The sequence below is a fragment of the Paenibacillus sp. FSL H8-0259 genome (assembly GCF_037963255.1).
GTDB classification, from domain to species: Bacteria; Bacillota; Bacilli; order Paenibacillales; family Paenibacillaceae; genus Paenibacillus_AQ; species Paenibacillus_AQ phytohabitans.
The window spans coordinates 3,710,947-3,734,323 of the sequence record NZ_CP150147.1; the positions used below are offsets into that span (position 1 = coordinate 3,710,947).

The window sequence follows — 23,377 nt, forward strand, 5'->3', positions numbered from 1 at the left end:
CTCCACGATGTAAAGTCCGGCGGAGTATCGCCGTTACCACGCTGTAAATGCTTTCTCCAGCTTGTGGTTGACTCCTTGTTGACTTGAGATACCTCCTAGTACTTTGTACGAACCCTGCATCGCCATAACTCTAGCACAAAGAGCCCGCGCTTAGCGCGGGCTCGTCGTATTTATTATTCCCCAGTAGCCACCGGATTCTCCTCATAACTAATCCAGTCGCTCCAGCTTCCCGCATACAGCCGCACCTTCTTGAATCCAGCCTTCTCCAGCGCGAGCACATTCGGGCAGGCGGTTACGCCGGACCCGCAGTAGACGATAATCTCCGCGTTCTTGTCCATTCCGGCAAAATGCTCCGCAAGCTCATCGGCGCTCTTGAAGCTGCCGCCCGCGTTTTGCGTTTCTTTCCAGAAGTAGTTGACCGCACCGGGGATATGCCCCCCGACCGGGTCCAGGGTTTCATTCAGGCCGTGATAGCGGTCATTGGCCCGGGAATCAATCAGGATAGGGAGAGCCGAGAGCGAAGCGGCAACGCCAGCAGTATTCCCGGTATCGGCCCCATCTTGAGTCCCGAAACCAGCCGTCTTCACCGACACGCGGCGAACCTCTTCAACATCCACCAGCATATGAGGCTGCAGATTTGCCGTAAAAGTACTCGGCACCCGCACCGGCTGATGATCCGTCACCGGATATTTCTCAGCCTTCCAGGCACTGAAGCCGCCTTCCAGAATGAAAACCTGTTCATGCCCGAGGTAGCGCAGCAGCCACCACAGCCGGGCAGCGTTCATGCCGCTCTCATCGTCATAGGCAACGATACGGGAATCGTTCCCGATTCCGAGCTTCGCGAGCCGTGCCGCCAGCACCTCCGGATCGGGAAGCGGGTGGCGTCCGCCGTGTTCGGTAACCGGACTGGACAGATCCAGCTTCAGATCGAGATAGACCGCGCCTGGAATATGCTCTTGTTCGTAGCTCTCCCGGCCTGCTTCGGGTTTGCCCAGGGTGAAGCGGCAGTCGATGATGGTCTGCTCCGGCTCATAGAGCCTTGCCAGCAGCCAGCGTTTGGTAACAGTTGCGTCCATAAGTATCCCATCCTTTGCATATTTCAATATGAATTTCATTATAGCGGAAAAACCACAGCTTGGCAGAATATGCTCACTAACAGTTAATTCTGTTCTGCGAATTGGGCTTCAACGGCTGCAGTTGCGGGAGGCAGATCCATGCCCTGCTTCCAGATCAGGATCGGATTATTATCCTTGGGGCCATAATAGATGGCTTTGATTTGAGTGGAGGGGTTGGTCCCGTTAGCGTTTAATAATTCGAGATCTATGGTGTCATATCTGTTGCCAAGCCCGAGCTCTGCGAATTTTCGCGATTTAATTACCTGCAGCTTTTCCTGTGGCTCAGCGGGATCCCGGCGTTTTTGCTTCTCCATATAAGTGAAGTAGGTATTTTTAGCGATTTGACAGAGCCAGACACTGATTTTACAATTGCCTTTGAACTGGTTAATATTTTTCACTGCTTTGACAAACGTTTCTTGCGTAATTTCCTCGGTTCACCACCTTACATAGATAAGACCCGGCTGCGGAAGATTCGTTACATATCAGCACAAAAAAAGAGAAAGGGGCACAAGCCTATGAATAACATTGTAAGCCAGGCCTGGCCGGAGTGGAATGGAACGTTAAGGAAGCGGAGCGGAGGCTGGAATAACACCACCTACTTCGTGGACAAGGACGCCCGCCGCGCTGTACTAAGAATCTATGATACACATAGGGACCGGAATAAAATAGAGTTCGAGCATGCCGTGCTGCAGAAGCTGGCTATACTGGATTTGCCGTTTAAAACCCCCGTTCCCATTCTTACCTCCACAGGGGAAACGATGGTCCAGCTTGAAGAGGGGGAAGGAAAGTTCGCTTGCCTGTTCGGCTATATTGATGGTGAATCTCCCGCTGAACAGGATTCCGGCTTCTATGAGTCGTTCGGTGAGGCTGCCGGGACATTATCTGCTGTGCTCGCTGATGTGAAGCCGGAGACCCCTCCTGTATACAGGCCCTACTATGAGCTGGGGCGTTCGTACCCGCTGTGCACCCGGGAAGCGCTCCGCGACCTGTTGTTGAATCCGCCTGAACCTCTCCAGGGTTTGCTGCCCGAACTGAAAGTGCTGGTTGAGGCTTATGAAGGTGTGGCAGACTCACTGGAGCAACTGGAGGAGTTACCCCACCAGCTGGTGCATGGCGATCTTAATGCCTCTAACCTGCTGGTGGATACGGAGGATGCTGCGCAGGTGACGGCGCTGCTTGATTTTGAGTTCTGTACCTGGGATGTACGGGCCATGGAGGCTGCGGTCATCTTGTCCGGAATGCTGTGCCATGAAGAGGAAGAGCGGATTATCCGTGATTTCTGGCGGGGCTTCAGCCGCAAGATCATGCTTACTGCAGAAGAATTCACAGCGATTCCGACGCTGATCCTGCTGCGTAAGGTCGACGTCTTTCTTCATTTTGTCACCCGTTACTGGAAAGGCATTGATGAAGTGAATGTGCTGCAGGAGCAGATCGCAGTGCTCGCTGCAGAGGTGATACAGATGTCGGGCGGGAAGGTGTAACTGGAATTTTATTTTCTTAAAAGCGAGCGCATAACAATAAGACCTGTAAGTAGAAGCTTAGCTGAAAGAGAGCTGCTTACGGGTCTTTTGGCCGTATTCAATCTTATAATAAATTATTATCATAAATTCTATGTAAAAGCTCCCTGCCATAATGGATGACGTTCGGCTGTTTGTTGAGGGTGCCCCAATATATATCGCCAATTGCCATCTTAATGCAGCAGATTTGCACTTCTATATTCCTCTCCTTAAGTATCTCGGCTCCATAGCCTTCAAAATATGCTTTCATAGCACGTTTATTATCTTTGAAATACCGCCCGAATAGAATGGAGAAGTTATCCACATCAATACCCCATAACATATTTTCAAAATCAATCATTCCGGTGAAAATACCGTTGTTATCAACCAGCCAATTCCCTGGTGTAGAATCCCAGCTTATGGGGACTGGTTTAGCAGGCTCAAAAATTTGAGTGTTCTGAAGAGCCCAATGGGTTAACTCGATCTCTGAAGATTGCAACAACCCTTCCTGAGTACAGCGCTTACAAATATCAATAATTGAATTGGATACATATTGAACCGGGTCTGCATTATGGTATAACTCAATTGGATTTCCATTCTTATCGGGGCGGCCAAACCAACGGCCATTCTCTGAATGATGTAAGACTCTTGTAAGTTCACCAGCCTTAAGGTAAGCAGCTTCATTAGCTGCGGAACTTAGTTCCGCCTCTCTCAGGATTGTCCCATTAATCGAAGTTATCAATATCGCTTGCCATTCATCGCCCTCAAAGGAACTGATCAGCTCTGGTACATACGGCTTCAAGTAACCTGTCCAATGAGTATAAGCAAAAACTTCCGGATGCCATCTTTGTTTTCTGGTATAGGTTTTTAAGTAATAACATTTGTTGCCGGTGTCTGAACTAAGCTTCCAGACTCCTGTCCTTACGCTATTTAATCTTAAATTAGCTATGACTTGAAAGGGGCCAATGGCGGATAGAACCAATCCGTTTAATTCAGGTGGATATATTTCTAGATTGAGCATGCTTATCCTAATCCTCCTCAAGCGTTGCCGGATACTATTGACATTTCTAACATATCATATTGTTCAGTCCGCGGATATTTTTGTTTACTGCCTGCCGCCCTTGAATTTGTCTCTTACCTAATAGTGATGCCGTACAGTTTGAATGTTAATAACAGTCCGGCTAACAGCCTTGAACAACCAAATAGGGCACACTCCGGCTGGGTGATACCGGAGTGTGCCCTATTTGTCTTGCGGATGCTACTAGATCAGCCGGTAACCCGAAGGCAGATTTCCGCTGCTGCGGATGCTGCGGATTTGTGCCAGGGTCAGCCTTTGGTTAGTTGAGATAATCGACTCTACATCGTTGCCGGAGATAAAGTCATCCAGATCACGGATGCTGTGGTTCCCGCGAAGCACACGGAAGCTGCCTCTGAACCGGGTTCTGCTGAACAGGACGAGCGTAGCATTGCTGCTGGTGGAGAAGAAACGGAGACTTTCGATTCCGTCCAGAATATTGTCTGTATTACGGATACCCAGATTGCCCCTGTAAATTCTGCTTCTTCCCCGGTAATTTTCTTCGCTGTACACCGTCAGCCGTGGATAAGTCTGTGAGATATGAACCTCTTTGTCCATGCGAACTCCTCCTCGAAGCTGGAATGGCAAATGCAGTGCGATACTGTCAGTTGCAATACTATTCTATGATTGCTTTGGAAGACTGGTATGGTTAAACCCCCCGCGTGAATAGCCTGTTTCCGGAGAGGATAAGGAAAAAATTCACAAACGGGCTTTACAGATTGAAATGTCTAGTGTACTATTTAACTAACACACCGACACAATAATTTAAATGCGCAGTTGGAAACAATAACAATCCCGTACTACACAAGGAGGCTGTCATGAATTCGTCCACTCGTAATCAAGGGCTGTCAGGCCCCATGAAGGAAGAAACCGTATTGGAAATGCAAGGCGTCAGCAAGGTGATAAAAGGGAAGGCAATAGTAAATAACCTTAGCTTCGACATCCGCAGAGGGGAGATTATCGGACTGCTGGGTCCGAACGGGGCGGGTAAAACGACCACCATCCGCATGATGACCGGACTCATCCGAATGAGCGGAGGAGATGTCCTTATTCATGGGCACAGCATACAAAAGGATTTCAAGCGGGCCATCTCGCAGATCGGAGCGATCATCGAGAACCCGGAGTTTTATCCCCATATGACCGGTTATGACAATCTGAAGCAGTATCTGCGGATGAGTGACGGGGCCGGAGAATCGCGGATTGATGAAGTTGTGGCGCTGGTTGGACTGCAGGAAGCGATGGATAAGAAGGTAAAAGCGTATTCGCTGGGTATGCGCCAGCGTCTGGGCATCGCCCAGGCCTTGCTGCATTCGCCGAAACTGCTCATTCTGGATGAACCGACCAACGGGCTGGACCCCGCCGGAATCCGGGAAATGCGCGATTATATGCGCACGATTGCCGAGGTGGAAGGCATTGCAATTCTGATCTCCAGCCATATGCTGGCCGAGATTGAACAGATCTGCCACCGCGCGGTTGTAATTCAGAACGGGAAGCTTGTAACGGTTACGCAGCTTGCTGAGGCGCCGGAAGCGCGCAGTGAAGTAGCCCTCACCATCCGGGTGGATAATGCCGGGAACGCGCGTACTGTTGCCGAAGCACTGCAAGGTGTGGAGGTGACCGGGACAGATGAAGCTCATTCCGAGCTGCATGTAAGCCTGCCCGACGGGAACGTTCCGGAGCTTGTGGCTGCTCTCAGTGAAGCCAAGGTTGGGGTATACCGGATTACCGAGAATAAACAGAGTCTGGAAGATGATTTCCTGAAATGGACAGGGGGTAACCGCATTGCGTAAATTTAATCAGCTCGTACTGAATGAATGGCTCAAAATATCGAAGAAACGCAGCTTTACTGTTCCATATGCCCTTCTGGTGCTGATGGTATTTGTAATAGGTTATATTGTGCACACGGTGGCAGGGGCGGATACGTATGCCTCCGCGGCGGAATTCACAGCAGACTCACTGCTGCCTACAGGAATCGGCCAGGTGCTGGTGATCCTCGTCATTGTAGGGATAGCGGGGATAGTGTCCAAAGAATACAGCCAGGGGACCATCAAGTTTCTGCTGATCCGGGCCCGCAGCCGGACTGCGATACTGGCCTCTAAATATGTAACCGTACTGCTCTATTCATTGAGTATGCTGCTGATTGCGACAATCGCGCTGTTTGTCTCAGGAATGATCTTCTTTGGACTCAGCGGAGGGGATTCAGGACTGAGCGATATACTTACCTCACTGTTGTACTCATCCGTATACTGCATCGTGTATGCCACGATCGGATTTATGCTTGGAATACTGACCCGATCAACAGGAGTAACGATCGGTGCGACTATCTTTGCCACTACCATAGATAAAATCATCATTTACCGTGATTTTTATAAATACTTCCTGTTCCCGAACCTCAATCTCGCAGCTTATAAAGATGGCGGTGCGCCGATGCCGGGAATGACGTTGAACTTCTCCATTGTGCTGCTGTGCATATATATGGCGTTGTTCCTGCTCGCGGGATTTGCGGTCTTCAGACGCAGGGATGTTGCTTGATGGTTATCGAATTTGATAACAACCAGCCGATTTATCTTCAGATCATGAATTACATCAAAGGGGAGATCATTACAGGCAAGCTGAAGCCCGGTGACAAAATCCCCTCAGTACGTGAATTGGCCGCAGAACTGCAGATTAACCCGAATACGGTACAAAGAACCTTTCAGGAACTGGAGCGTGAGACAATCGTGGAGACCCGCCGCGGCATGGGCAGATATGTTACCGGAAGAGAAGAGACGATTCTGACCATCAAGAAGGAAATGGCACAGGATGTGCTGGACCGTTTTATCCGCGGCATGCAGGAGCTCGGCTTCCAGGGTGAAGATATTCTGGCGGCCGTAGCGGAGAATATACATCAGCGTGGCCAAGAATAGGGGGATTACCAAGAGTGGATGAGTTACTTGAAGTACAGGGCGTGACCAAGAAGTTCGGCTCCAAACAAGCGCTGGGCAATGTCTCCTTTACACTGGGCGCAGGCAGAATTACCGGACTGCTCGGCAGCAACGGCAGCGGCAAAAGCACCCTCATGAAGCTGATCGCAGGATTGGCACAGCCGGGCTCAGGCCGGATTTCAGTCCTCGGTGTTCCCATTGGGGTGGAGAGCCGGAAGCTTGTATCCTTCATGCCTGATGTTCCCGTTACGGAGTCTTGGATGAATGTGGGGGATGCGTTGAAGTTCCAGCGGGATTTCTACCCGGACTTCGATCAGGCCAAAGCCCAGCGGATGCTCGATTTCATGAATCTCAGAGTACAGGATAAGGTCCGGACGTTATCCAAAGGGATGAACGAACGTCTCCAGCTCACCCTTGCGCTGTCGCGCCGGGCCAGACTCTACATGCTGGATGAGCCAATCGGGGGTGTCGACCCTGTAGCACGGACCAAAATTCTCAATGCGCTGATGGAGTTCTATGAGGAAGACAGCAGTATTCTGATCTCTACACACCTGGTGAACGATATCGAACGGATTTTTGACGAGGTTATTTTCTTGAAAAACGGGGAGATCGTTCTCCAGCGCGAAGTGGAAGAGCTCAGACTCGAGCGCGGAAAAAGTATAGATGAGCTGTTCAGAGAGGTGTTTGCCGAATGCTGAAGCTGTTAAAATATGACCTGAGACGCAGAAGGGAACGGATCCTCGTCTTTATTGTTATTGCTCTGCTGGTTCAGCCTGCGATTTGGATATCCAGCACTAAGGTCAATGAACAACTAATTTCGCTGAATCTGGTTATCTACTTTATACTTGCATTGGCGCTTGTATTTATAGCTGTATTCAGTTATTTCCGGAATCTGAAGTCTTACCAGCGGCGGCTTATCCCGGTTACTGCCCTGCAGACGGTCATGTCACCGTTGCTGTTTGCGCTACTGCTAATCTTGACGGTGATTGCTCTCGGTCTGGTGCATTTTGGCATTTACCAGCTGATCTACCCGCTGGACTTCCTGCCGGACAATATAGTGTCAGTTGGCTTAAGATGTTTATTGCAGTTTATGTGGTCAGTTGGTTTCATGATGATTATGGTTATGTTCTCTATTACTGTAGCATTAAGCTTTCGCTTCAAGGGGAGAGTATGGATAGGGATTGTGATCCTCACACTTCTGCAGAATGGTATAGCCTATCTTGAAAAGTTTATGTTTAACAGCTATTTCATTGGTCTGGACAATACCTTTAATTTTGAGATTTACGAGAATAATCTGCGGCCAGACAGCGGAGTAACGATCAGATATCTCTCTACGAATCAATGGCCGCTTCTGTTCGAATTTGTAGTTGCCATAATACTGATCTATTCAATGGTTGTAATGGTGAAAAAAAGAATTGAAGTTTGATCGCGTAGGGAGCTGCCCTGTGCATATGTCCATTCAACGAGAAAGCAAGGCTGACGATGTCAGCCTTGCTTTCATTTTTGTGCAAATTACAGTTACAATCCCTGAGCCCTTCTGCTGTGGGTCCAGATCTCCAGTTCCCGCAGCAGCTGTTCTTCCTCGGCTTCCTGCAGATCAAGTCTTACCCCGTACTGGAACTGTCCAAGGCCGAACATCCAGCCCCAGCGGACACTTCCTTCATACTGAAGCTTCTCTTCCGCCAGCTGGAAATGTATAATCAGCTTCGTATCGCCTGCAGTGAAACGGAGGTTCAGAGAAGTACGTACCTTACAGCCGGAGCGGCTAAGGTCTAGCAGGATGCCTTCCGTCAATTTTCCGGCTCCGGGCCCGTTATTACTGGCCGGGATTTCAAGCCAGCAATCGATGGGCTGGTTCATAACATAACGGAACGGTTCTTTTCTGCTGGAGTCATCCATCATTTACCTCCGCGAGTTTATTTGCTATTATATCGAAACGGCTACACTTGGACAATCTCCTAAAGTAGTATATTTTAAAATAATTTATAATCCGGTATTCAGAACTTTAGATTCAATACCCATAAGAAGAGGGGTCAAAACATTATGTATCAATACCACAATGAAACTTTTCAGAATCATAATTTTGAGTATGCCAATATGCAGGATGGAGAGATGAACGGTTGCACCTTTGAACACTGCTCGTTCAGAGGGGCTTCCATGGAAGAAATGACCTCCAGCGGCTGCCGTTTTGTGAATTGTGATTTTACCGGTGCGCTGCTGAATGCTTCACTGCATAGAGACGGGGCTTTTACCAATTGCAAGTTTACCGGGGCGAATCTGTTTGTGTCGAAGTTCGAGAATTGTAAGATGATTGGTTCCGATTTCGCGAATGCTTATATGGATGGGATTACTCTCACCGGAGGGGACTGGGCTTATACGAATCTGCGCCACCTGAATCTCAGCAGGCAGGATCTGCGGGGCATCCGGTTCGCTGAAGCGGATATGCAGGGCTGCAATTTGCAAAAAGCGGATCTGCGCGGTGCCGACTTAAGCCGTGTACAGCTTGCGCAGTGCCAGCTTGCAGGAGCGGATCTGCAGGGTGCCAAGCTGGAGGGGATTGACCTGAAGAGTCTTGATCTTAAAGGGGTACGGCTGGATGTGGAGCAGGCTGTGCTGCTGGCCCGCTCGATGGGAGCCAAGGTGGGATAAGCGGAGGGTCTGGACGAATGGTTGCTATATACCTGGTTAAGTGAGCGATAAAGGAACTGCCGCCCCGGAACGGGACGGCAGGGCTGCAGTGTTTGTTGGAGCTGCCTTTATGTAACTTAGAGAAGAATTAGAGGCTATAGAGTGAAGCCATGCAGTCTACGAACATTTTGTTGTACTGGGAACGGGTCAGATCGCTGGAAGAGGCGATATCTCTGCCCAGGAACTCAAACCAGGTAATTTCCGTGCCGTCTTTTTTGTAGAGGAATCTCTGGTGTTCAATGGCAAAAACCTCATTCTCATAAGAAGGAACATGCTCAAATTTCAGTTCGGTCCCCTGTTTCTCCGATATAAGCGTTGCCAGCAGAATAAGCATCTTGAACGGATCATCATACATCTCAAATTGTTCTGTCATCATCAATCACTCCTTAAGGTGGCATGTGCTACAGGGCAGATTATACTATAATGCCAAAATGTAAACACTATCATCCGCGAAACTCAGCACAATATTGATACAACCTATGAGCTAAATTAAGGAAATCCGCAAGTCTGCCGGAAGCTGTATTATATTTCCGCTTATTCCTTCCGATAAATAATTATCGACCCTTTTCGACATAGAGTGAGCTACCAGGCAACCTCGGCGGTCGGTGCTATGAAAAGGTCTTCCGAAGAGGAGAATGTGAATGTCTTTAAATTTGCGTACGTTATTTTCAACGGCTTTTGCGGTCATTATCATCCTGTTAACGGCATTGCTCAGCTATGTTATCGGCAACCGGTCTACACAGTCCGTAGAGGTCAGCATTGGCAGCTCTCTGGCGGAAGAAGCCTACCAAATGTCTGAGAAGCTTGATCATTTCATGTGGTCGCGTTCCGGAGAAGTGGAGGTATTAAGCAAGCTTAATGCATTTCAGGAGCCGGTTGACTCCTCAGAGGTCAGCGGATTGCTCGATCAGCTGAAGAAGAGTCTGCCGGTGTTCACCTGGGTGGGTTTCCTCGATAATAAAGGGAATGTCCTTTCTTCCACAGATCATATACTCCAGGGTACGAATATTAGCCAGAGGCCGGTGTTTCAGGAAGGCCTGAAGGGGACCTTCACCGGTGATGTCCATGATGCGGTGCTGCTCTCCAAGCTGCTTCCGAATCCTACCGGCGAAGCCTTACAGTTTGTGGATGTGAGCGTGCCGGTTACTGACAAGCAAGGCCGGACAAGCGGTGTACTGGCTGCGCACCTCAGCTGGGAGTGGTCGCGTGAGGTCGAGGCTTCCATTGTGACCCCGCTCAAGGAGCGCCTGAAGGGTGTGGAAGTGTTTGTAGTCAGCAGGAAAGATGACACGATCCTTCTGGGTCCCGAGGCACTCGTCGGCAAAAGAATGCCGAATGAAGTGCTGCAGAAAGCCCGCAGCGGTAATAGTTCATGGATTATTGAACAGGAGCGGAATCAGGACTCCTATCTGACCGGTTATGCCTACGGGGACGGCTATCTGAATTATCCCGGGCTGGGCTGGTCGGTCATTATCCGCCAGCCAGCGGATATTGCATTTGCCTCGGTGCATCAGCTTGAGCGCTTTATTCTGATCAGCGGACTGATCACCGCAGCTGTCTTCGCGGTTATCGGCTGGCTGCTGGCCGGATGGATCAGCCGTCCGCTGAGGAACATTACCCGCACAGCCGATCTGCTCAGCTCCGGCGCTGATGTGGAGATTCCATCCTCGACCCGGTTCAAAGATGTGGCGATTCTGTCTGCGTCACTGCGCAACCTGGTGAATAATCTGACCAAGACAGAGAACAAGCTGAGCTACATGTCGGACATGGCGCTGCATGACAAGCTTACGGGCTTGCCCAACCGGGCAGCGCTGGATGAATTTCTGGCCCATGCGGTCAGCAAAGCCAAGCAGAACCGCACAACGCTTAGTTTCTTATACCTTGATCTGGACGGCTTCAAAAAAGTAAATGATACCTTCGGCCATGCAATCGGCGACGCCTTGCTGCAGGAGGTAGCCTTCAGACTGATGGACTGTACACGTGATAATGAAATCGTAGCCCGGCTGGGCGGGGATGAGTTCGTTATTATTCTTAATACTTCTGCCGGCAAACCTATGAAGGAGGCAGAAATTGTGGCTTCACGGATTATCAGTAAAATCAATCTGCCCATTGTGATCAGAGGCGAGAATCTGCATGTCGGCTGTAGTGTAGGCGCGGCAGTATGGACACCGGACGGGGGCAGCGACACTGTTGAAACCCTGCGGCTGGCGGATGAAGCATTATACATTTCCAAGCGGAGCGGAAAGAACCGGATTACTTTTGAGGCGGCTTCTTAAGTTCTCCAACGCATATTCATCACAGCAAATAACCTTTCTCCGTCAAATGACAGAGAGAGGTTATTTGGCATTCTGGTTATAGAGAACTATATGCAGATATGTATCTAACGAAGTCAGCGTAATCTCTTGCGTGGCTTAGACCACCATTTAACCCATAGAAATCCTTCGTCATCCCGGAAAAACTTAATACCTACCCAACTCAGCGGTGTCCAGAATTCCTTAAAATAATATGAAGGCATAGTAAATTAGTCCCTCCGATATAGTTAATTATTACTAGTTTACGCTACGATGGAAGATTTCACAATACTTTTTTTGCTTATAATTACCATATTGTGCATCAGCCCAGTTTTTTCAGGACCTCAGGCATATGATGCTAAGGAAAGACATAATGACGGCACAGGCTGAGGGAGGAATTGTAATGGGAGAGAATGTGGCTGGTTACGGCTATGGCTGTATTGGAACGTCTGCTGCTACCATTTTGGTACTGTTTATCTTGCTGGTTATTATCCTCAGCGTATTTTAGCTGAAGCTAACCGGACGAATAACTTAAAGAAGCGCCGGAGCGGGAGCTCCGGCGCTTTTTGCATAAATGACCCTGGAGTAACAGGGATAAGCACAGGCAGCTTAACTGAACGAGCATTTAATATAGTAGGAAGGGATGTGATGAAATGACGGATTCTGAGTTTATCTCCCGAATGGTCTCCTTTGCCTTGGCTGATATGCAGCGCAGTCATATTGCGGCTTCCCTGACAATTGCCCAGGCCGCGCTGGAATCCGGCTGGGGGAACAGCAGCCTGACCGTGAAGGCTAATAATCTGTTTGGCATCAAAGGCAGCGGACCCGCCGGAAGCTTATCAATCCGGACTACGGAATATAGGAACGGCCAAGCTGTGCAGGTATCTGCGCTTTTCAGAGCCTACAATAACTGGGGTGAGTCTGTGGCCGACCATTCTGCGCTGATTGCCCAGGGCGTATCCTGGAACCGGGACTTATACAGCAAGGTGATTGGAGCGGACGGCAGAACGGCTGCCAGGGAGATTGCCGCTGCAGGGTATGCGACCGATCCGAACTACGCGTCAAAGCTGATTCAGATTATGGATGCTTATAACTTGTATCAATACGATGAGCTGAAGGAGGATGAGGAGATGTCGGCTGAAGATAAACAAAGGCTTGCGACTCTGGAAACGGAACTTCAGGAGATGCGGGTATTGCTGGCAGGACTTACAGTGAGCCGGGATACACTCAAAACAGGTGTTCTGGAACAGGGACAGGCAATTAAAGGAGTAGCAGAAAGGGTTACCGCAATAGAAGGCCGTGCTGCAGTCAGTATACCTGCCTGGGCAGAGCCGGCGGTTCAGGCAGCGGTGGCAGCGGGATTACTCGATACCCCTACGGGAGGAAGCTATGATTTCTACCGGATATTGACGGTGCTGAACAGGGCCGGACTGCTGGTTACCAGGAAGGAGGTGTAGAACTTATGTACAACGATGCGCTTAACAATGTGCTGGCGTTTGCTTCGCTGTTGGCCGTCTTTGTGATGGCACTGGTTCAACTGGTGAAGAACAGTGTGAATCTTCCGCGCAACGTTGTTCCCGCAGTGGGACTGGGTATTGGTCTGCTGGTCGGAGCTGTAGCCTATCCTTTTACAGACATGAACCTTATTCTGCGTTTATGGGCAGGCGGGCTTGCGGGATTGTCGGCGACAGGATTGTTTGAACTGGCGTTTAACAAGCGTGGTGGGACTACCAAGGAAGACTAAGCAGGCTGCTCTTGATATGGGGAGATGTGCATTGGCGATATATCCAAGCATTCCCGGGGACTTGTTAATACACTGTATATGAAGAAAGGAGGTGCTTGATATGGGAACTTATGTTGATGGAAGAACTTCGCAGAATGCCAGTACTGCCAACTCTATTGCAATACCGATTCTGGTTATCAATGCTCCCCAGCTATTTGGGCAGATTGGTCTTATCACTCAAGGTGTAACGACGAATCCGCGTGTAATTCTTAAAGGTACGGTATCTGTGTCGCTTCCGCTTGCACTGGTTGGTGTCACTATTAGTATTGTAAGAGGAACTTTGCCCACGGATCCGCTTGTGTATTCTGCCACCTCAACTTTCAGCCTTAGTGTGTTGGCTCCACAGGTTATTACGTTCTCTGCGGATGACTTCATTCCGCCGATTACTCCGCAACTGACTTATACTGCATTCATCACCTCTAACCTTCTCGGTACGGTCCGTGTAGGTCCTGAGAGCTTTGACGGAATTCTGGTTTCCGATTAATCTGCAGATTCATGCATCCTGTCCGGTTCGGTTGACCGGGCGGGCAGGATGCCCTTGTACATACCCCCAAATTTTGACCGTTTCGCCCAATCTGTTAAGGCATTCTGCTCATATTCTGTTCTGTAGTCATCATTTTGAAGGAGGTAATCTCATGGGTGCAGATTGCGGATACGGTGGTAATGTAGGCGGCGTTAATGTGGTTCCGGTAAGTCCTTGGACTTCAACCGGTGCGATTCTGGTACTTTATATCCTGCTGGTCATTATTCTGAGTGCCTGCTTCTACTAGAACTTAACGTAAGGCAGCGCAGTCCGGGGCTAAGGCCTTGGGACTGCGCTTTTTTTCTGATTAGCTATGTCTGGCAGAAATATGCGATAATAGTAGTCATTGTCTTCATGGCAATCAGTGCAGTTATGAAAGAGGTGCTTCATGGAAGAGAAGGAATTGGTCTATGCCATACTTAAGCGGATTGAACTGGACAAGCCGGTCGGTCAGGATGAAATGGGGCTGGAGGCCGGGGCGTATGCCGATATTATGGAGGAGCTTGTGGACAGCCGGATGGTGGAGAATGTGAGCTTCCTGAGAGCTGGCAATGGCACTGTAACCGTCCGGACTGCCGGAATGAAGATGACCCGGCGCGGCCATGATTTTATTTTATTGAAAGAATCGGGCAGAATTTGAATTTACGCTGGTTGAGATACAGGATTTGATGTTTCAGAACAAGGAGGCATGTATGGATATCAGGAAATTGCTGCCCGGCGAATTGCCGCCGATGGATTTGCTGCTGTCCGCCGATCCGTCCGTATCATTGGTGAAGAACTACCTCACTAGTGGAGACTGCTATATTGCTGTCCAGGATGAGGAGGTATTGGGTGTGTATGTGCTGCTGCCTACCCGGCCGGATACAGCCGAGCTGGTGAATGTGGCGGTTGCTGAAGAGCATCAGGGCAAAGGGATCGGCAAGATGCTGGTGCAGCAGGCTATTGAGACGGCGAAGCAAACGGGCTATACAACTATTGAACTGGGGACGGGGAATTCAAGTGTGGGGCAGCTGGCGTTATATCAAAAATGCGGCTTTCGGATCGTTGGCATAGATTTTGATTTTTTCACCAGACACTACGCGGAGATCATATATGAAAATGGCATACATTGCAGGGATATGGTGCGCTTATCACAGGACTTGAATGGCGGAAAATAAGTTTGTGAATTATGTAACTATCTGCCAAACGCCCCGTATAAACAAAAGGATGTGATTATTGAAGGGAGTTGTAATCAATGAGAAGACCAAGACGATTCTTGTTGTCCATGCTGGCCTGCTCTCTGCTGTTATCTGCGGGCTTTGTCACACCGCGGGTAGCGCAGGCAGCGGATAACAAAGTAACTCTGAGTGTGAACGGTGAAGTATTGAAGTTCCCTGCAGCCGAGGCGCCATATCTGGAGGGTACAATGATCATGGTGCCTGTCCGTAAGGCGGGGGAAGCTTTGGGGTTTCAGACGGCTTACATAAAAGAGAGCTCCAGTCTGCAAATCAAGCTCAGCGGTATAGAGCTCTTGATGAAGCTGGGAGGCGGTCAGTTTATCCTAAATGGAAAGGATACACTTACCATTGAAGGTGCAGCTGTTCTGAAGAACAATCGTATCTATGTGCCGTTGCCGCTGCTGGATGAGATCGGCTATATCACCAAGCCCGGTCCGGGCTCCGCCCAGGCAGAAGTAAGCACACCGCAGAATTATACCGAGTCAGTAATGAAGCTGCTTGCCTCCGGCCAGTATGAAGCATTATCAGACCGGTTCTTCAGTACAGAGGTGCGGAATAACTTGTCGAGTCTCAAACTTCAGCAGGTCTGGGAGGGCTTTACTGCTGCTTATGGAGAGTATGGTAAGGTCGGTTCACTGAAAAGCAGCCGTGACAATGGGCGGTATTCTCTGTCCGGTACCGCTGTATTTGCACATGGAAAGCTCACGGTGACGCTTACAGTTAACAGCAGTGGCCAGATTCAGGGACTATGGTTTGCTCCGTACGAAGATCCGCAAGCAGCGCCGGAGCTGGCTCTGCCGGCAGGTGTTACCGAAGAAGCGGTTACAGTAGGAGCAGGCACCTCACATCCGCTTAAGGGCATTCTGACACTCCCCAAAGCTACCGGCAAGCCTTTGCCTTCTATAGTACTGGTGCACGGATCGGGTATCTCTGATCTTAATGAAGCGGCATATGCGTACAAGCCCTTCCGTGACATCGCATATGGCCTTGCAGAGCAGGGAATTGCAGTTCTGCGTTATGACAAGCGGGGCTACAGCTATCCGCAGGAATTCATGGGTAGTGCTGCCGCATCGGTTACCGTTAAGGAAGAAACGGTTGAAGATGCCATTGCAGCGGCAGCTCTGCTTAAGAAGGACAAGCGTCTGGATGCTGCGCAGGTATATCTTGCCGGGCACAGCCTGGGCGGGATGCTGGGCCCGAGAATCGATGCGGATGGCGGTAACTTCGCCGGGTTAATCCTGCTTGCTGGCTCACCGCGAAGCTTGTGGGAGATTATCTACGACCAGAATATGAGAGTGATCTCCAGGCTGGATGATGCTATCCCGGCTAAGGCAGAGGCCGCTTCCAGCGTGAATGCGGAGCTGGCCAAAGCCAAGGCGCTGCCGGCACTGACAGACGAGCAGGCCAAAGCAGCTCCGGCTGTGTTTGGTGCAGCTGCCTATTACTTTAAGGAAATGGATCAGCACAGTACCGCCGAGCTGGGCCGGAAACTGACCAAACCTGTGCTTGTTATGCAGGGAAGCGATGATTTCCAGGTCTATGCGGACGTGGATTATCCGCTCTGGAAGGATGTTCTGAAGAATAATAGCTTGGCAGAGTTCAAGCTGTATCCGGGCCTGAATCATTTCTTCGTAGGTTATGAAGGAGCGGGGGCAGGAACACCGGATGAATATAATGTCCCGGGTATGGTCGATGAGCAGGTGATTAAAGATATGGGGCAGTGGATTTTGAAGCAGAGCAGGTAGAATAAGAAGCTTGGTTCTGGTACAATCTATTTATTAAGTTTTAAGGAGCGGGCGCATGGATAATGATCTGGCAAAGTTGTTAAGATCCGTCATTCGTGAAGAATTAGAGCCTGTGAATGAGCGCTTGGAACGGATTGAGACTGAACAGACCGGCTTGAAGCAAGAAGTGCAAATAGTGAAGCAGGATCAGGAATTGATTAAACGTGCGGTATTGGATACCAATGAACGGGTAATCCGGATGGAGTCCATTCTGGAGAATCAGCATCGGATTATCGAACTCCTCTCGGCACGCTCGATTGAGCAAGAGGCGCTCATTAAAAGAATTAAATAAATTTTCTTAGTCCGGCACTGCATGGTGCCGGGCTTTTCTTTTTGTATAGGTTTCCCATCACACAAAAAATCGAGGCTCCCTTTCGGGAGCCTCTTTCATGGGAGAGGAGAAACCGGACGAAGAGCTTATGGGGAAACGTAAGCCTGCTCCGCGGTTGTCTACGACATTTTGCGATGTCGATAGTTACAGGATGGCCCGGTTGCCGGACTTTTATACATCCGTTCTCCAAAACTTCTGAACAGCGCATTGTGACAAAGTCGGACAATCTTTTTATTTCACGGAATAATTGTGGTACTATAGGCTTGGACTTATGCCCTGAAACGGCATAATAAATAGAGACATAAAAGCAGGTGGATGATCGTTGAGAGTAATATCGGGCACTGCAAAGGGCAGGCCGCTTAAGAGTGTTCCAGGCAAGGGCACCCGGCCTACAACCGATAAAGTGAAGGAAGCCTTATTCAGTATGATCGGTCCTTATTTTGAAGGCGGAACGGCGTTGGATCTGTATGCCGGTACCGGGGGACTTGGGATTGAGGCCTTGAGCAGAGGGATGGAAGCAGCCGTATTTGTGGATATGGAGCAGAAGGCGCTCGACACTGTGCGGGCGAATCTCAAGGCAGCCAAGGTGGAGGCGCAGGCCGAAGTCTACCGCAATGATGCCGGAAGAGCACTGGCTGCGCTGGAGAAGCGGGGGAGAGCGTTTGACCTTGTATTTCTGGACCCTCCGTATCGTCTGAAGCACGGGGATGAGCTTATGATGACGATGGCAGCCAAGAATCTGCTGAAGCCTGATGCCGTAATTGTGCTTGAGCATGAATCGGGTTATGAATATCCGGAGAATATACCGGGATTCAGCAGGACACGGCAATCCGTATATGGGGAGACTACGATCTCAATCTATCAGTATGAAGCTGCTCTGCAGGAAGTTGCCGTCAGTGGCGAGGAGGTTAATGATGAGTCTGCAAATTAGAAAAGAGCGTGTGGCAATCTATCCCGGAACCTTTGATCCGGTAACCCTGGGGCATATGGATATTATTCATCGTGCAGCGAAACAGTTCGACAGGCTGATTGTGGCGGTGCTGAACAATTTAAGCAAGAATCCGTTATTTTCAGTCGAGGAGCGCACAGAGCTTCTGCGCCAGGCTACAGCGGACATCCCGAATGTAGAGGTCGACAGCTTCCGTGATCTGCTCGTTAATTATGTCCGGCAAAAGGATGCACAGGTGATTGTCCGGGGAATCCGTACGGTCACGGACTTTGAGTATGAGCTGCAGAATGCATCCATTAATCATAATCTGGATCCCGAAGCGGAAACGATATTTATGATGACCAATCCGAGATATTCCTATCTTAGCTCAAGTGTGGTTAAGGAAATTGCCCACTTTGGCGGGAATGTCTCGGATTTTGTAACGCCTGAAGTGGAACAGGCTATGAAGCTTAAGTTCAAGCGGATGGATGGCGGCGCCAAGTAAAAAGCTTTAGAGCCACTGATAAGCTTAACAGGAGCAGGAGTATTAGTCCCTGCAGACTAAGGATCTGAGGGAACAAGCTCCATATTCTGGTTGCAGTGCCCAAGCCGGGTTCCGGACTGCCTGAACCGGTACCGGTGAAGACCGGAAGTACAGCGGCGCGGATACTTACGAGCGGCTTCCATAGCAGGAAGGTTAGTGCAAAGGCGGTTAGTCCATGCAATAACCGGACTGCAGCAAACGGGAGAAAGCGGATATTAGCCGGTTTAAGCACCGTCAGCGCCTGAAGCTGTGCGCAGATTCCGCTCCAGGCAAGCAGAGCTGACAGCAAAGCGGGACCGAGAAGACTGCCGGACAAGAACCCTCCAGGGCTGGCAGAATCCGAGGTTAACGCATGGGCGCCGAGGTGAATCTCAAACACTCCGGAAGCCAGCGGGGACGGGAGCTGCGGCAGGAGCCTGGTGATGATGTTAATAACTACAGCGAACATGATCATATAGCCGCCTACGATCATCAGATTCTGGACGGCGGCGGATACAGATTCGCCGAGCACCTTGCCGAAGCCCCGTCCGTCTCTGGCACGGGCATCCAGTGCCGCCTGATGGATTCGCCCGGGCAAGGATGCTTTTTTGGCGTGCGGGCCTCTGCCGGGCAGTCTGCTGACAGTGGCGGCGGCCCCGCTATTCTTCCGCGTTCCGCTGAAGAGAGCGGATAGCCATCCGGCGGCAAGGCCTGACAGCCAGTGAATGGCAAGCAGGGCATATCCGGCTGCCGGACTGTGGAGAAAAGCGGTGCCGACGACAATAAGCAGTGTAACCGGGCTGGCATAATGGACCATGGAGGCCAGACGTCCGGCATCCTTGTCCGTGATGTCCCCCTGCTTATGCAGCTGCATTACCGCTCCGGCTCCGGCCGGGAAGCCGGCGGTGATTCCGAGCACAAGCGTCCAGCCGCCTGCTCCGGGAAGCCGGAACAGGCGTTTCATCAGCGGCTCCAGCAGGACGCCGATGCCATGCACGAACCCTGAAGCGGTCAGCATCTCTGACAGGATCAGGAATGGCAGCAGTGCCGGGAAGACAAGGGTCCACCAGAGCTTCAGTCCCGCAAGGGAAGCCTTGAATGACGATTCCGGTGCCAGGACGATCGCTATAGCGAGCAGGATCGCAGCCGCCCCTGATAGGAATGGAGCTGAACCCCGGAAGAACCGCCGTATTGTAAAGTTAATCATTAGTAGCATCACCTCTTCATAGCTTAGGACATGGGCAGAGCTTGTTATCAATTTATGCAGGGGAGACAACCATCATGCCACAGCCGGAGAGAAGCTCCCGGCTCCTGGCAGCACATTCCAATGCCGGGGCTGCATGCCGCGGGAAAGAAGGGGAAGAGACTTGAGGCAACAGAAACGCCGTGTGGGTATCCGCGCCACAGCCTACTTATTTACATTTGTGGTCATTCTCTATGTTGCTGTCTTTATGAATACTCCGTATATTGTGTATCAGCCGGGAAGCGCCTCCGAGGTAGCCCCGATGATCAAGGTGGAGAATGCTGATCCCGAGGAGCAGGGCACGTTCATGATGACTACCGTATCCGCCAGTTATGCCAATGTGGCTCTTCTGGTCGCCTCCGTATTTAACTCGAATGCAGAGGTTGTCCTGAAAGAGACCCGCCTGCAGGATAAGACGGAGCAGGAATACGCGGCTGAGCAGGTCTTTTATATGAACAGTTCACAGTCGTATGCTGTACAGGCCGCTTATCATGCTGCCAAAGTGCCCTATGAGGATATTGTGGATTATTTGTACGTGTTCTCGGTGCCGGATGCAACCAATCAGGGCCAGTTCAAGCCGGGCGACAAGATTATCAGTGTAAAAGGACAGCACGCAGCCGATCCGGCGGCTCTGTCCGCCTTGCTGTCCGCATACAAAATCGGCGATACCGTTGAGGTAGTCCTGCAGCGTGGAGGCAAGGAAATTTCCGAGCAGGTGAAGCTGGTGGAGGTTAAGGATAAAGAAACCTCGGCCGGACGGCCGGGCTTCGGGGTTGTTATCGGAGCCGTTCAGAAGGTCCAGCCTAAGGAAGAGGGGAAAGGCGTCAGTTTTGTGGATACGAATGTAGGAGGACCTTCCGCAGGACTGATGTTCACCATGGAAATCTATAACCGGCTCACTCCGGGGGATTTGACCAAGGGCCACCGGGTAGCAGGTACGGGTACAATAGATGCTGAGGGAAATGTGGGGGCAATCGGCGGAGTGAAGCATAAGATTGTGGCTGCTGACCGCAAAGGTGCCGAATTCTTCTTTGTTCCGGTCAAAAACTATGAAGAAGCCAAGGCGAAAGCTGACCAGATCGGCACCGACATGAAGCTGATTCCGGTATCGACACTGTCAGACGCGCTGAAATATATGGAAGAACAGCCGGTCATCAAATCCTGACCGGCGGCTCCAGGTAATCGCTGTATAGATCATTTCGTACAGGATCGGCATAGGCAGCAGCGAACACAGCTGCCGCCTGCAGATCCCGCTCCAGCATGGGATGGGAGAAGCGCGCAGGGCTTGTCACTACCGGAAGTGCCGCGCGCTGCTTCATTTGCTTCAGCAGCCTGCGGCCGCTCTCCCGGAAGCCGAGAACCCGGATATAACCCGGACCCTGGGCCAGTGCGGCCGGGGTCATTTCTTCTTTGCTGTGATTCAGCAAAGTATGAAGCAGAAGACGCTGCAGCCGTGTATGGGTGTAGCGTCTGCTCTTCAGCTCCTGCAGAAGACCGGCGACCGTGAACCTGCCGAGCTGGGGAAGGATGCGGAGTATCCGGTTCTCCAGCCCTTCATTCATATCCTGCACCGTCCGCAGCTCGGCTGCTGAGTGTGTGGAGAGCACGTGGCGCAGCGGAGCCCGGAAGTCCTCGAGTATAACCGGCCCCCGGCCCGCTGCATGCTCTCTCTCCAGGATGGACACGCTATACTCCGGCATGTATGCCGCCGGAGAGCCGCCTTCCTGCAGCAGCCTGCGGATTGCTGTCGCACTGGCAATGGACGACCCGCCCTGCAGCGGGTCATGGAAGCCCGCGCCGGTCCGCGGCACGGTGAAGGGCCTGATCGCGCTGCCGAGCCGCTGCAGCGCGATCAGGTAGTGCAGGCCGAGGCTGTTGTTGGGCTGCCGCAATAGAATTTCGGCATCTGCCGGTTTCTCCTCTCCCATGAAAGAGGCCTTCCAGGCCGCCGCCGCAGCTGCGCTGTATGCGGCGGGGAATCCCGCGCCCTGCGCCATGCGCGCGCGGATCTCGTCCTTAAGCGCGCTGCTCTCCTCGGCCAGGAATCCCGCCAGGGGGAGCAGCGCGCCCAAAGTGCCGGCTTCGGAGCCGAAGCACAGGCTGTCCACGACGCCGGTCGCCTCCAGCAGGAATACCGCTCCGAAGGCGAACCATTCCGCCGGCTGGACGGCATACGCCACCGGCAGCTCAATCACGAGGTCGGCGCCCATATGCAGCGCCATCTCGGTGCGGGCGCGCTTGCTGACCGCCGCCGGCTCGCCGCGCTGGGTGAACGGGCCGCTCATGATGACGATGGAGCTTTCGGCTCCGGAGATTCTTTTGGCCTCGCTGAAATGATGGACATGCCCGTTATGTAAAGGGTTATATTCGGCTATAATGCCTACAGTTGTCACGTTTGCTTCACGCCCTATTCTGGGATATCTGACGATTCGGGTTCCGAAATCAGGTTCATTCCTTCCCGTTTTTTGCAGATTTCTTGTATTTAACTTATGTATATCATAAATTGTCTCTGTCCCTGAAACAATATAAAGGAAAAATGGTTGACAAAGTCCGGTAATAATAGGTATAATAAATTTTGTTTGTTTGGAGTGATAACTATGAACATTCACTTTCGCAAATTAGCGAATGCCGACGAGCCCCTGGTCCTCCACGATGTTGTGGATGTCAGTGAGGTTGTCAAAGGGCGCAAGGATATTCTTGCTGTTGCACCACTCTCAGTAGACCTTAAAGCGCTGCCCGCGGGAACCGATAGTGTGAACGTGGTGGGAACACTGAGTGGAGAAGTGGACATGTTATGTTCACGTTGTCTCACGGAGGTTAACAGTAAGCTGAACATTCCTTTCGCTGAGACTTTCAAGTGGCTTAAACAGCCAATTCTTCCGGAAGATGAAGGTGAGGAACTCATTTACATCAAGGATGAGATTGTGGATCTTATCCCCTATGTGGAAGAAAATTTCGTACTGCACTTACCGGATTCGGTATTGTGCAAGGCAGACTGTCTTGGTCTTTGTCAGAAATGCGGACAGAACTTGAACGAAGGCACCTGCAGTTGCGACAACACAGTGATCGATCCAAGACTCGCTGGGTTGAAAGGATTCTTTACCAAGCAAGATAACTAAGAACAAATCCCGGGTTATAACGGGTCAAAACCAAAATCAGGAGGTTGATTAACATGGCAGTACCACAACGCAGAACGTCCAAGACACGCCGTGACAAGCGTCGTACTCACTTTAAACTGGTAGTTCCAGGTATGGTGAAATGTGAACAATGCGGAGAGCTGAAACTGGCTCACCACGTATGCAAAGTTTGCGGAACCTACAAAGCAAGAGAGATCATCAAACAATAGTTTGCAAATTTGCATATAAGAGTAGCACTTCATCTGCCGGTGAAGTGCTATTTTTTTGGGGATATATGAATTTATATGCTTTACATGATAGTTTCCTTCAGATTCTTGCA

At 50.8% G+C, this 23,377-nt stretch carries 30 protein-coding genes; 22 read left to right on the forward strand and 8 right to left on the reverse strand.

Annotated elements, in window-relative coordinates; translation table 11 throughout:
• Positions 1–173: 173 nt before the first annotated feature.
• Together NSU01_RS15690 and NSU01_RS15695 are read right to left on the reverse strand one after the other, a co-directional pair.
• Positions 174–1,076 (reverse strand): sulfurtransferase, encoded by a 903-nt coding sequence (locus NSU01_RS15690; protein WP_076244859.1) that lies wholly within the window; start codon positions 1,074–1,076, stop codon positions 174–176.
• An 83-nt stretch (positions 1,077–1,159) separates the two neighbouring features.
• Positions 1,160–1,540, reverse strand: coding sequence for a sigma factor (locus NSU01_RS15695; protein ID WP_083705574.1), 381 nt, complete (start codon positions 1,538–1,540; stop codon positions 1,160–1,162).
• A gap of 90 nt (positions 1,541–1,630) precedes the next feature.
• On the opposite strand from NSU01_RS15695, the gene NSU01_RS15700 reads away from it, so the two are divergent.
• Entirely contained in the window at positions 1,631–2,596 is a 966-nt protein-coding gene (locus tag NSU01_RS15700; protein WP_076244861.1) for a phosphotransferase, read from the forward strand.
• Between the two features lie 103 nt (positions 2,597–2,699).
• Here the strand turns inward: NSU01_RS15700 and NSU01_RS15705 are convergent, their stop codons facing one another.
• Positions 2,700–3,632, reverse strand: coding sequence for an aminoglycoside phosphotransferase family protein (locus NSU01_RS15705; RefSeq protein WP_076244863.1), 933 nt, complete (start codon positions 3,630–3,632; stop codon positions 2,700–2,702).
• A gap of 240 nt (positions 3,633–3,872) precedes the next feature.
• Complete coding sequence (locus NSU01_RS15710) at positions 3,873–4,244, reverse strand: hypothetical protein (RefSeq protein WP_042136889.1); 372 nt, start codon at positions 4,242–4,244, stop codon at positions 3,873–3,875.
• Between the two features lie 260 nt (positions 4,245–4,504).
• Between NSU01_RS15710 and NSU01_RS15715 the strand changes: the two genes are divergently transcribed.
• Genes NSU01_RS15715 through NSU01_RS15735 form a run of 5 tightly spaced genes read left to right on the forward strand, consistent with a single transcriptional unit; the run spans position 4,505 to position 8,036 of the window.
• A complete protein-coding gene (locus NSU01_RS15715; protein ID WP_076244865.1) occupies positions 4,505–5,476 on the forward strand; it encodes an ABC transporter ATP-binding protein in 972 nt (323 codons plus the stop codon).
• Positions 5,469–6,218, forward strand: coding sequence for an ABC transporter permease (locus NSU01_RS15720; RefSeq protein ID WP_042136893.1), 750 nt, complete (start codon positions 5,469–5,471; stop codon positions 6,216–6,218). Before NSU01_RS15715 ends, NSU01_RS15720 begins: the two co-directional genes overlap by 8 nt.
• The gene (locus NSU01_RS15725) at positions 6,218–6,592 is read left to right on the forward strand and encodes a GntR family transcriptional regulator (protein ID WP_039306026.1); all 375 of its coding nucleotides are present in this window, start codon (positions 6,218–6,220) and stop codon (positions 6,590–6,592) included. The genes NSU01_RS15720 and NSU01_RS15725 overlap by 1 nt, the downstream gene beginning before the upstream one ends.
• Positions 6,593–6,606: 14 nt before the next feature.
• A complete protein-coding gene (locus NSU01_RS15730) occupies positions 6,607–7,308 on the forward strand; it encodes an ABC transporter ATP-binding protein (protein ID WP_042136895.1) in 702 nt (233 codons plus the stop codon).
• On the forward strand, positions 7,302–8,036 hold the full coding sequence (locus NSU01_RS15735) for a hypothetical protein (RefSeq protein WP_076244867.1): 735 nt from the start codon (positions 7,302–7,304) through the stop codon (positions 8,034–8,036). The genes NSU01_RS15730 and NSU01_RS15735 overlap by 7 nt, the downstream gene beginning before the upstream one ends.
• A 92-nt stretch (positions 8,037–8,128) precedes the next feature.
• Here NSU01_RS15735 and NSU01_RS15740 read toward each other — a convergent pair whose 3' ends face one another.
• Positions 8,129–8,512: a PilZ domain-containing protein gene (locus tag NSU01_RS15740; RefSeq protein WP_339303354.1), complete on the reverse strand. Its 384-nt coding sequence runs from the start codon at positions 8,510–8,512 to the stop codon at positions 8,129–8,131.
• A 141-nt stretch (positions 8,513–8,653) separates the two neighbouring features.
• Here NSU01_RS15740 and NSU01_RS15745 point away from each other — a divergent pair, with 141 nt between their 5' ends.
• Positions 8,654–9,259: a pentapeptide repeat-containing protein gene (locus NSU01_RS15745; RefSeq protein WP_076244871.1), complete on the forward strand. Its 606-nt coding sequence runs from the start codon at positions 8,654–8,656 to the stop codon at positions 9,257–9,259.
• A gap of 127 nt (positions 9,260–9,386) precedes the next feature.
• Here the strand turns inward: NSU01_RS15745 and NSU01_RS15750 are convergent, their stop codons facing one another.
• Positions 9,387–9,674, reverse strand: coding sequence for a hypothetical protein (locus tag NSU01_RS15750; protein WP_231637862.1), 288 nt, complete (start codon positions 9,672–9,674; stop codon positions 9,387–9,389).
• A 265-nt stretch (positions 9,675–9,939) separates the two neighbouring features.
• Here NSU01_RS15750 and NSU01_RS15755 point away from each other — a divergent pair, with 265 nt between their 5' ends.
• From NSU01_RS15755 to coaD, 12 genes are all read left to right on the forward strand, one after another.
• Positions 9,940–11,574 carry a sensor domain-containing diguanylate cyclase gene (locus NSU01_RS15755; protein WP_076244874.1) on the forward strand — a complete coding sequence of 545 codons (1,635 nt, stop codon included), beginning with the start codon at positions 9,940–9,942 and terminating at the stop codon, positions 11,572–11,574.
• Positions 11,575–11,992: 418 nt separating this feature from the next.
• Positions 11,993–12,097, forward strand: a complete 105-nt coding sequence (locus NSU01_RS15760) for a sporulation protein YjcZ (RefSeq protein WP_197073088.1) — start codon at positions 11,993–11,995, stop codon at positions 12,095–12,097.
• A 145-nt stretch (positions 12,098–12,242) separates the two neighbouring features.
• Positions 12,243–13,046 carry a glucosaminidase domain-containing protein gene (locus tag NSU01_RS15765; protein WP_076244876.1) on the forward strand — a complete coding sequence of 268 codons (804 nt, stop codon included), beginning with the start codon at positions 12,243–12,245 and terminating at the stop codon, positions 13,044–13,046.
• 5 nt (positions 13,047–13,051) lie between these two features.
• Positions 13,052–13,333: a holin gene (locus NSU01_RS15770; RefSeq protein WP_039305999.1), complete on the forward strand. Its 282-nt coding sequence runs from the start codon at positions 13,052–13,054 to the stop codon at positions 13,331–13,333.
• 100 nt (positions 13,334–13,433) lie between these two features.
• Positions 13,434–13,856 carry a hypothetical protein gene (locus NSU01_RS15775; RefSeq protein ID WP_042136906.1) on the forward strand — a complete coding sequence of 141 codons (423 nt, stop codon included), beginning with the start codon at positions 13,434–13,436 and terminating at the stop codon, positions 13,854–13,856.
• 151 nt (positions 13,857–14,007) lie between these two features.
• Positions 14,008–14,142: a sporulation protein YjcZ gene (locus NSU01_RS15780; RefSeq protein ID WP_099052468.1), complete on the forward strand. Its 135-nt coding sequence runs from the start codon at positions 14,008–14,010 to the stop codon at positions 14,140–14,142.
• Positions 14,143–14,283: 141 nt separating this feature from the next.
• On the forward strand, positions 14,284–14,535 hold the full coding sequence (locus NSU01_RS15785; protein ID WP_042136908.1) for a hypothetical protein: 252 nt from the start codon (positions 14,284–14,286) through the stop codon (positions 14,533–14,535).
• Between the two features lie 52 nt (positions 14,536–14,587).
• The gene (locus NSU01_RS15790) at positions 14,588–15,052 is read left to right on the forward strand and encodes a GNAT family N-acetyltransferase (protein WP_042136910.1); all 465 of its coding nucleotides are present in this window, start codon (positions 14,588–14,590) and stop codon (positions 15,050–15,052) included.
• A 77-nt stretch (positions 15,053–15,129) separates the two neighbouring features.
• Complete coding sequence (locus NSU01_RS15795; RefSeq protein ID WP_083705575.1) at positions 15,130–16,857, forward strand: alpha/beta fold hydrolase; 1,728 nt, start codon at positions 15,130–15,132, stop codon at positions 16,855–16,857.
• Between the two features lie 55 nt (positions 16,858–16,912).
• Positions 16,913–17,188: a hypothetical protein gene (locus NSU01_RS15800; RefSeq protein WP_076244880.1), complete on the forward strand. Its 276-nt coding sequence runs from the start codon at positions 16,913–16,915 to the stop codon at positions 17,186–17,188.
• A 361-nt stretch (positions 17,189–17,549) separates the two neighbouring features.
• Positions 17,550–18,158: a 16S rRNA (guanine(966)-N(2))-methyltransferase RsmD gene (gene rsmD, locus NSU01_RS15805; protein ID WP_042136912.1), complete on the forward strand. Its 609-nt coding sequence runs from the start codon at positions 17,550–17,552 to the stop codon at positions 18,156–18,158.
• Positions 18,142–18,660 carry a pantetheine-phosphate adenylyltransferase gene (gene coaD / locus NSU01_RS15810; protein WP_144026102.1) on the forward strand — a complete coding sequence of 173 codons (519 nt, stop codon included), beginning with the start codon at positions 18,142–18,144 and terminating at the stop codon, positions 18,658–18,660. The genes rsmD and coaD overlap by 17 nt, the downstream gene beginning before the upstream one ends.
• On the opposite strand, the gene NSU01_RS15815 is transcribed toward coaD, so the two are convergent.
• The gene (locus tag NSU01_RS15815) at positions 18,632–19,885 is read right to left on the reverse strand and encodes a nucleoside recognition domain-containing protein (protein ID WP_076244882.1); all 1,254 of its coding nucleotides are present in this window, start codon (positions 19,883–19,885) and stop codon (positions 18,632–18,634) included. The genes coaD and NSU01_RS15815 overlap by 29 nt on opposite strands.
• Positions 19,886–20,045: 160 nt before the next feature.
• Between NSU01_RS15815 and NSU01_RS15820 the strand changes: the two genes are divergently transcribed.
• A complete protein-coding gene (locus NSU01_RS15820) occupies positions 20,046–21,086 on the forward strand; it encodes a SepM family pheromone-processing serine protease (protein ID WP_052421855.1) in 1,041 nt (346 codons plus the stop codon).
• On the opposite strand, the gene NSU01_RS15825 is transcribed toward NSU01_RS15820, so the two are convergent.
• The gene (locus NSU01_RS15825) at positions 21,076–22,314 is read right to left on the reverse strand and encodes a nucleotidyltransferase (protein ID WP_076244884.1); all 1,239 of its coding nucleotides are present in this window, start codon (positions 22,312–22,314) and stop codon (positions 21,076–21,078) included. The genes NSU01_RS15820 and NSU01_RS15825 overlap by 11 nt on opposite strands.
• A 204-nt stretch (positions 22,315–22,518) precedes the next feature.
• Between NSU01_RS15825 and NSU01_RS15830 the strand changes: the two genes are divergently transcribed.
• Together NSU01_RS15830 and rpmF are read left to right on the forward strand one after the other, a co-directional pair.
• The gene (locus NSU01_RS15830) at positions 22,519–23,040 is read left to right on the forward strand and encodes a DUF177 domain-containing protein (RefSeq protein ID WP_039307410.1); all 522 of its coding nucleotides are present in this window, start codon (positions 22,519–22,521) and stop codon (positions 23,038–23,040) included.
• Positions 23,041–23,093: 53 nt separating this feature from the next.
• Positions 23,094–23,267, forward strand: coding sequence for a 50S ribosomal protein L32 (gene rpmF / locus NSU01_RS15835; protein WP_019911234.1), 174 nt, complete (start codon positions 23,094–23,096; stop codon positions 23,265–23,267).
• Positions 23,268–23,377: the final 110 nt, after the last annotated feature.

Coding starts and splice junctions, on each gene's coding strand:
- NSU01_RS15745 (WP_076244871.1), top strand. CDS start 8,654: ATGTATCAATACCACAATGAAACTTTTCAGAATCATAATTTTGAGTAT.
- NSU01_RS15815 (WP_076244882.1), bottom strand. CDS start 19,885: ATGATTAACTTTACAATACGGCGGTTCTTCCGGGGTTCAGCTCCATTC.
- NSU01_RS15710 (WP_042136889.1), bottom strand. CDS start 4,244: ATGGACAAAGAGGTTCATATCTCACAGACTTATCCACGGCTGACGGTG.
- NSU01_RS15795 (WP_083705575.1), top strand. CDS start 15,130: ATGAGAAGACCAAGACGATTCTTGTTGTCCATGCTGGCCTGCTCTCTG.
- NSU01_RS15760 (WP_197073088.1), top strand. CDS start 11,993: ATGGGAGAGAATGTGGCTGGTTACGGCTATGGCTGTATTGGAACGTCT.
- NSU01_RS15775 (WP_042136906.1), top strand. CDS start 13,434: ATGGGAACTTATGTTGATGGAAGAACTTCGCAGAATGCCAGTACTGCC.
- NSU01_RS15715 (WP_076244865.1), top strand. CDS start 4,505: ATGAATTCGTCCACTCGTAATCAAGGGCTGTCAGGCCCCATGAAGGAA.
- NSU01_RS15790 (WP_042136910.1), top strand. CDS start 14,588: ATGGATATCAGGAAATTGCTGCCCGGCGAATTGCCGCCGATGGATTTG.
- NSU01_RS15785 (WP_042136908.1), top strand. CDS start 14,284: ATGGAAGAGAAGGAATTGGTCTATGCCATACTTAAGCGGATTGAACTG.
- NSU01_RS15755 (WP_076244874.1), top strand. CDS start 9,940: ATGTCTTTAAATTTGCGTACGTTATTTTCAACGGCTTTTGCGGTCATT.
- coaD (WP_144026102.1), top strand. CDS start 18,142: ATGAGTCTGCAAATTAGAAAAGAGCGTGTGGCAATCTATCCCGGAACC.
- NSU01_RS15700 (WP_076244861.1), top strand. CDS start 1,631: ATGAATAACATTGTAAGCCAGGCCTGGCCGGAGTGGAATGGAACGTTA.
- rpmF (WP_019911234.1), top strand. CDS start 23,094: ATGGCAGTACCACAACGCAGAACGTCCAAGACACGCCGTGACAAGCGT.
- NSU01_RS15690 (WP_076244859.1), bottom strand. CDS start 1,076: ATGGACGCAACTGTTACCAAACGCTGGCTGCTGGCAAGGCTCTATGAG.
- NSU01_RS15765 (WP_076244876.1), top strand. CDS start 12,243: ATGACGGATTCTGAGTTTATCTCCCGAATGGTCTCCTTTGCCTTGGCT.
- NSU01_RS15750 (WP_231637862.1), bottom strand. CDS start 9,674: ATGATGACAGAACAATTTGAGATGTATGATGATCCGTTCAAGATGCTT.
- NSU01_RS15740 (WP_339303354.1), bottom strand. CDS start 8,512: ATGATGGATGACTCCAGCAGAAAAGAACCGTTCCGTTATGTTATGAAC.
- NSU01_RS15725 (WP_039306026.1), top strand. CDS start 6,218: ATGGTTATCGAATTTGATAACAACCAGCCGATTTATCTTCAGATCATG.
- NSU01_RS15800 (WP_076244880.1), top strand. CDS start 16,913: ATGGATAATGATCTGGCAAAGTTGTTAAGATCCGTCATTCGTGAAGAA.
- NSU01_RS15780 (WP_099052468.1), top strand. CDS start 14,008: ATGGGTGCAGATTGCGGATACGGTGGTAATGTAGGCGGCGTTAATGTG.
- NSU01_RS15735 (WP_076244867.1), top strand. CDS start 7,302: ATGCTGAAGCTGTTAAAATATGACCTGAGACGCAGAAGGGAACGGATC.
- NSU01_RS15830 (WP_039307410.1), top strand. CDS start 22,519: ATGAACATTCACTTTCGCAAATTAGCGAATGCCGACGAGCCCCTGGTC.
- NSU01_RS15705 (WP_076244863.1), bottom strand. CDS start 3,632: ATGCTCAATCTAGAAATATATCCACCTGAATTAAACGGATTGGTTCTA.
- NSU01_RS15770 (WP_039305999.1), top strand. CDS start 13,052: ATGTACAACGATGCGCTTAACAATGTGCTGGCGTTTGCTTCGCTGTTG.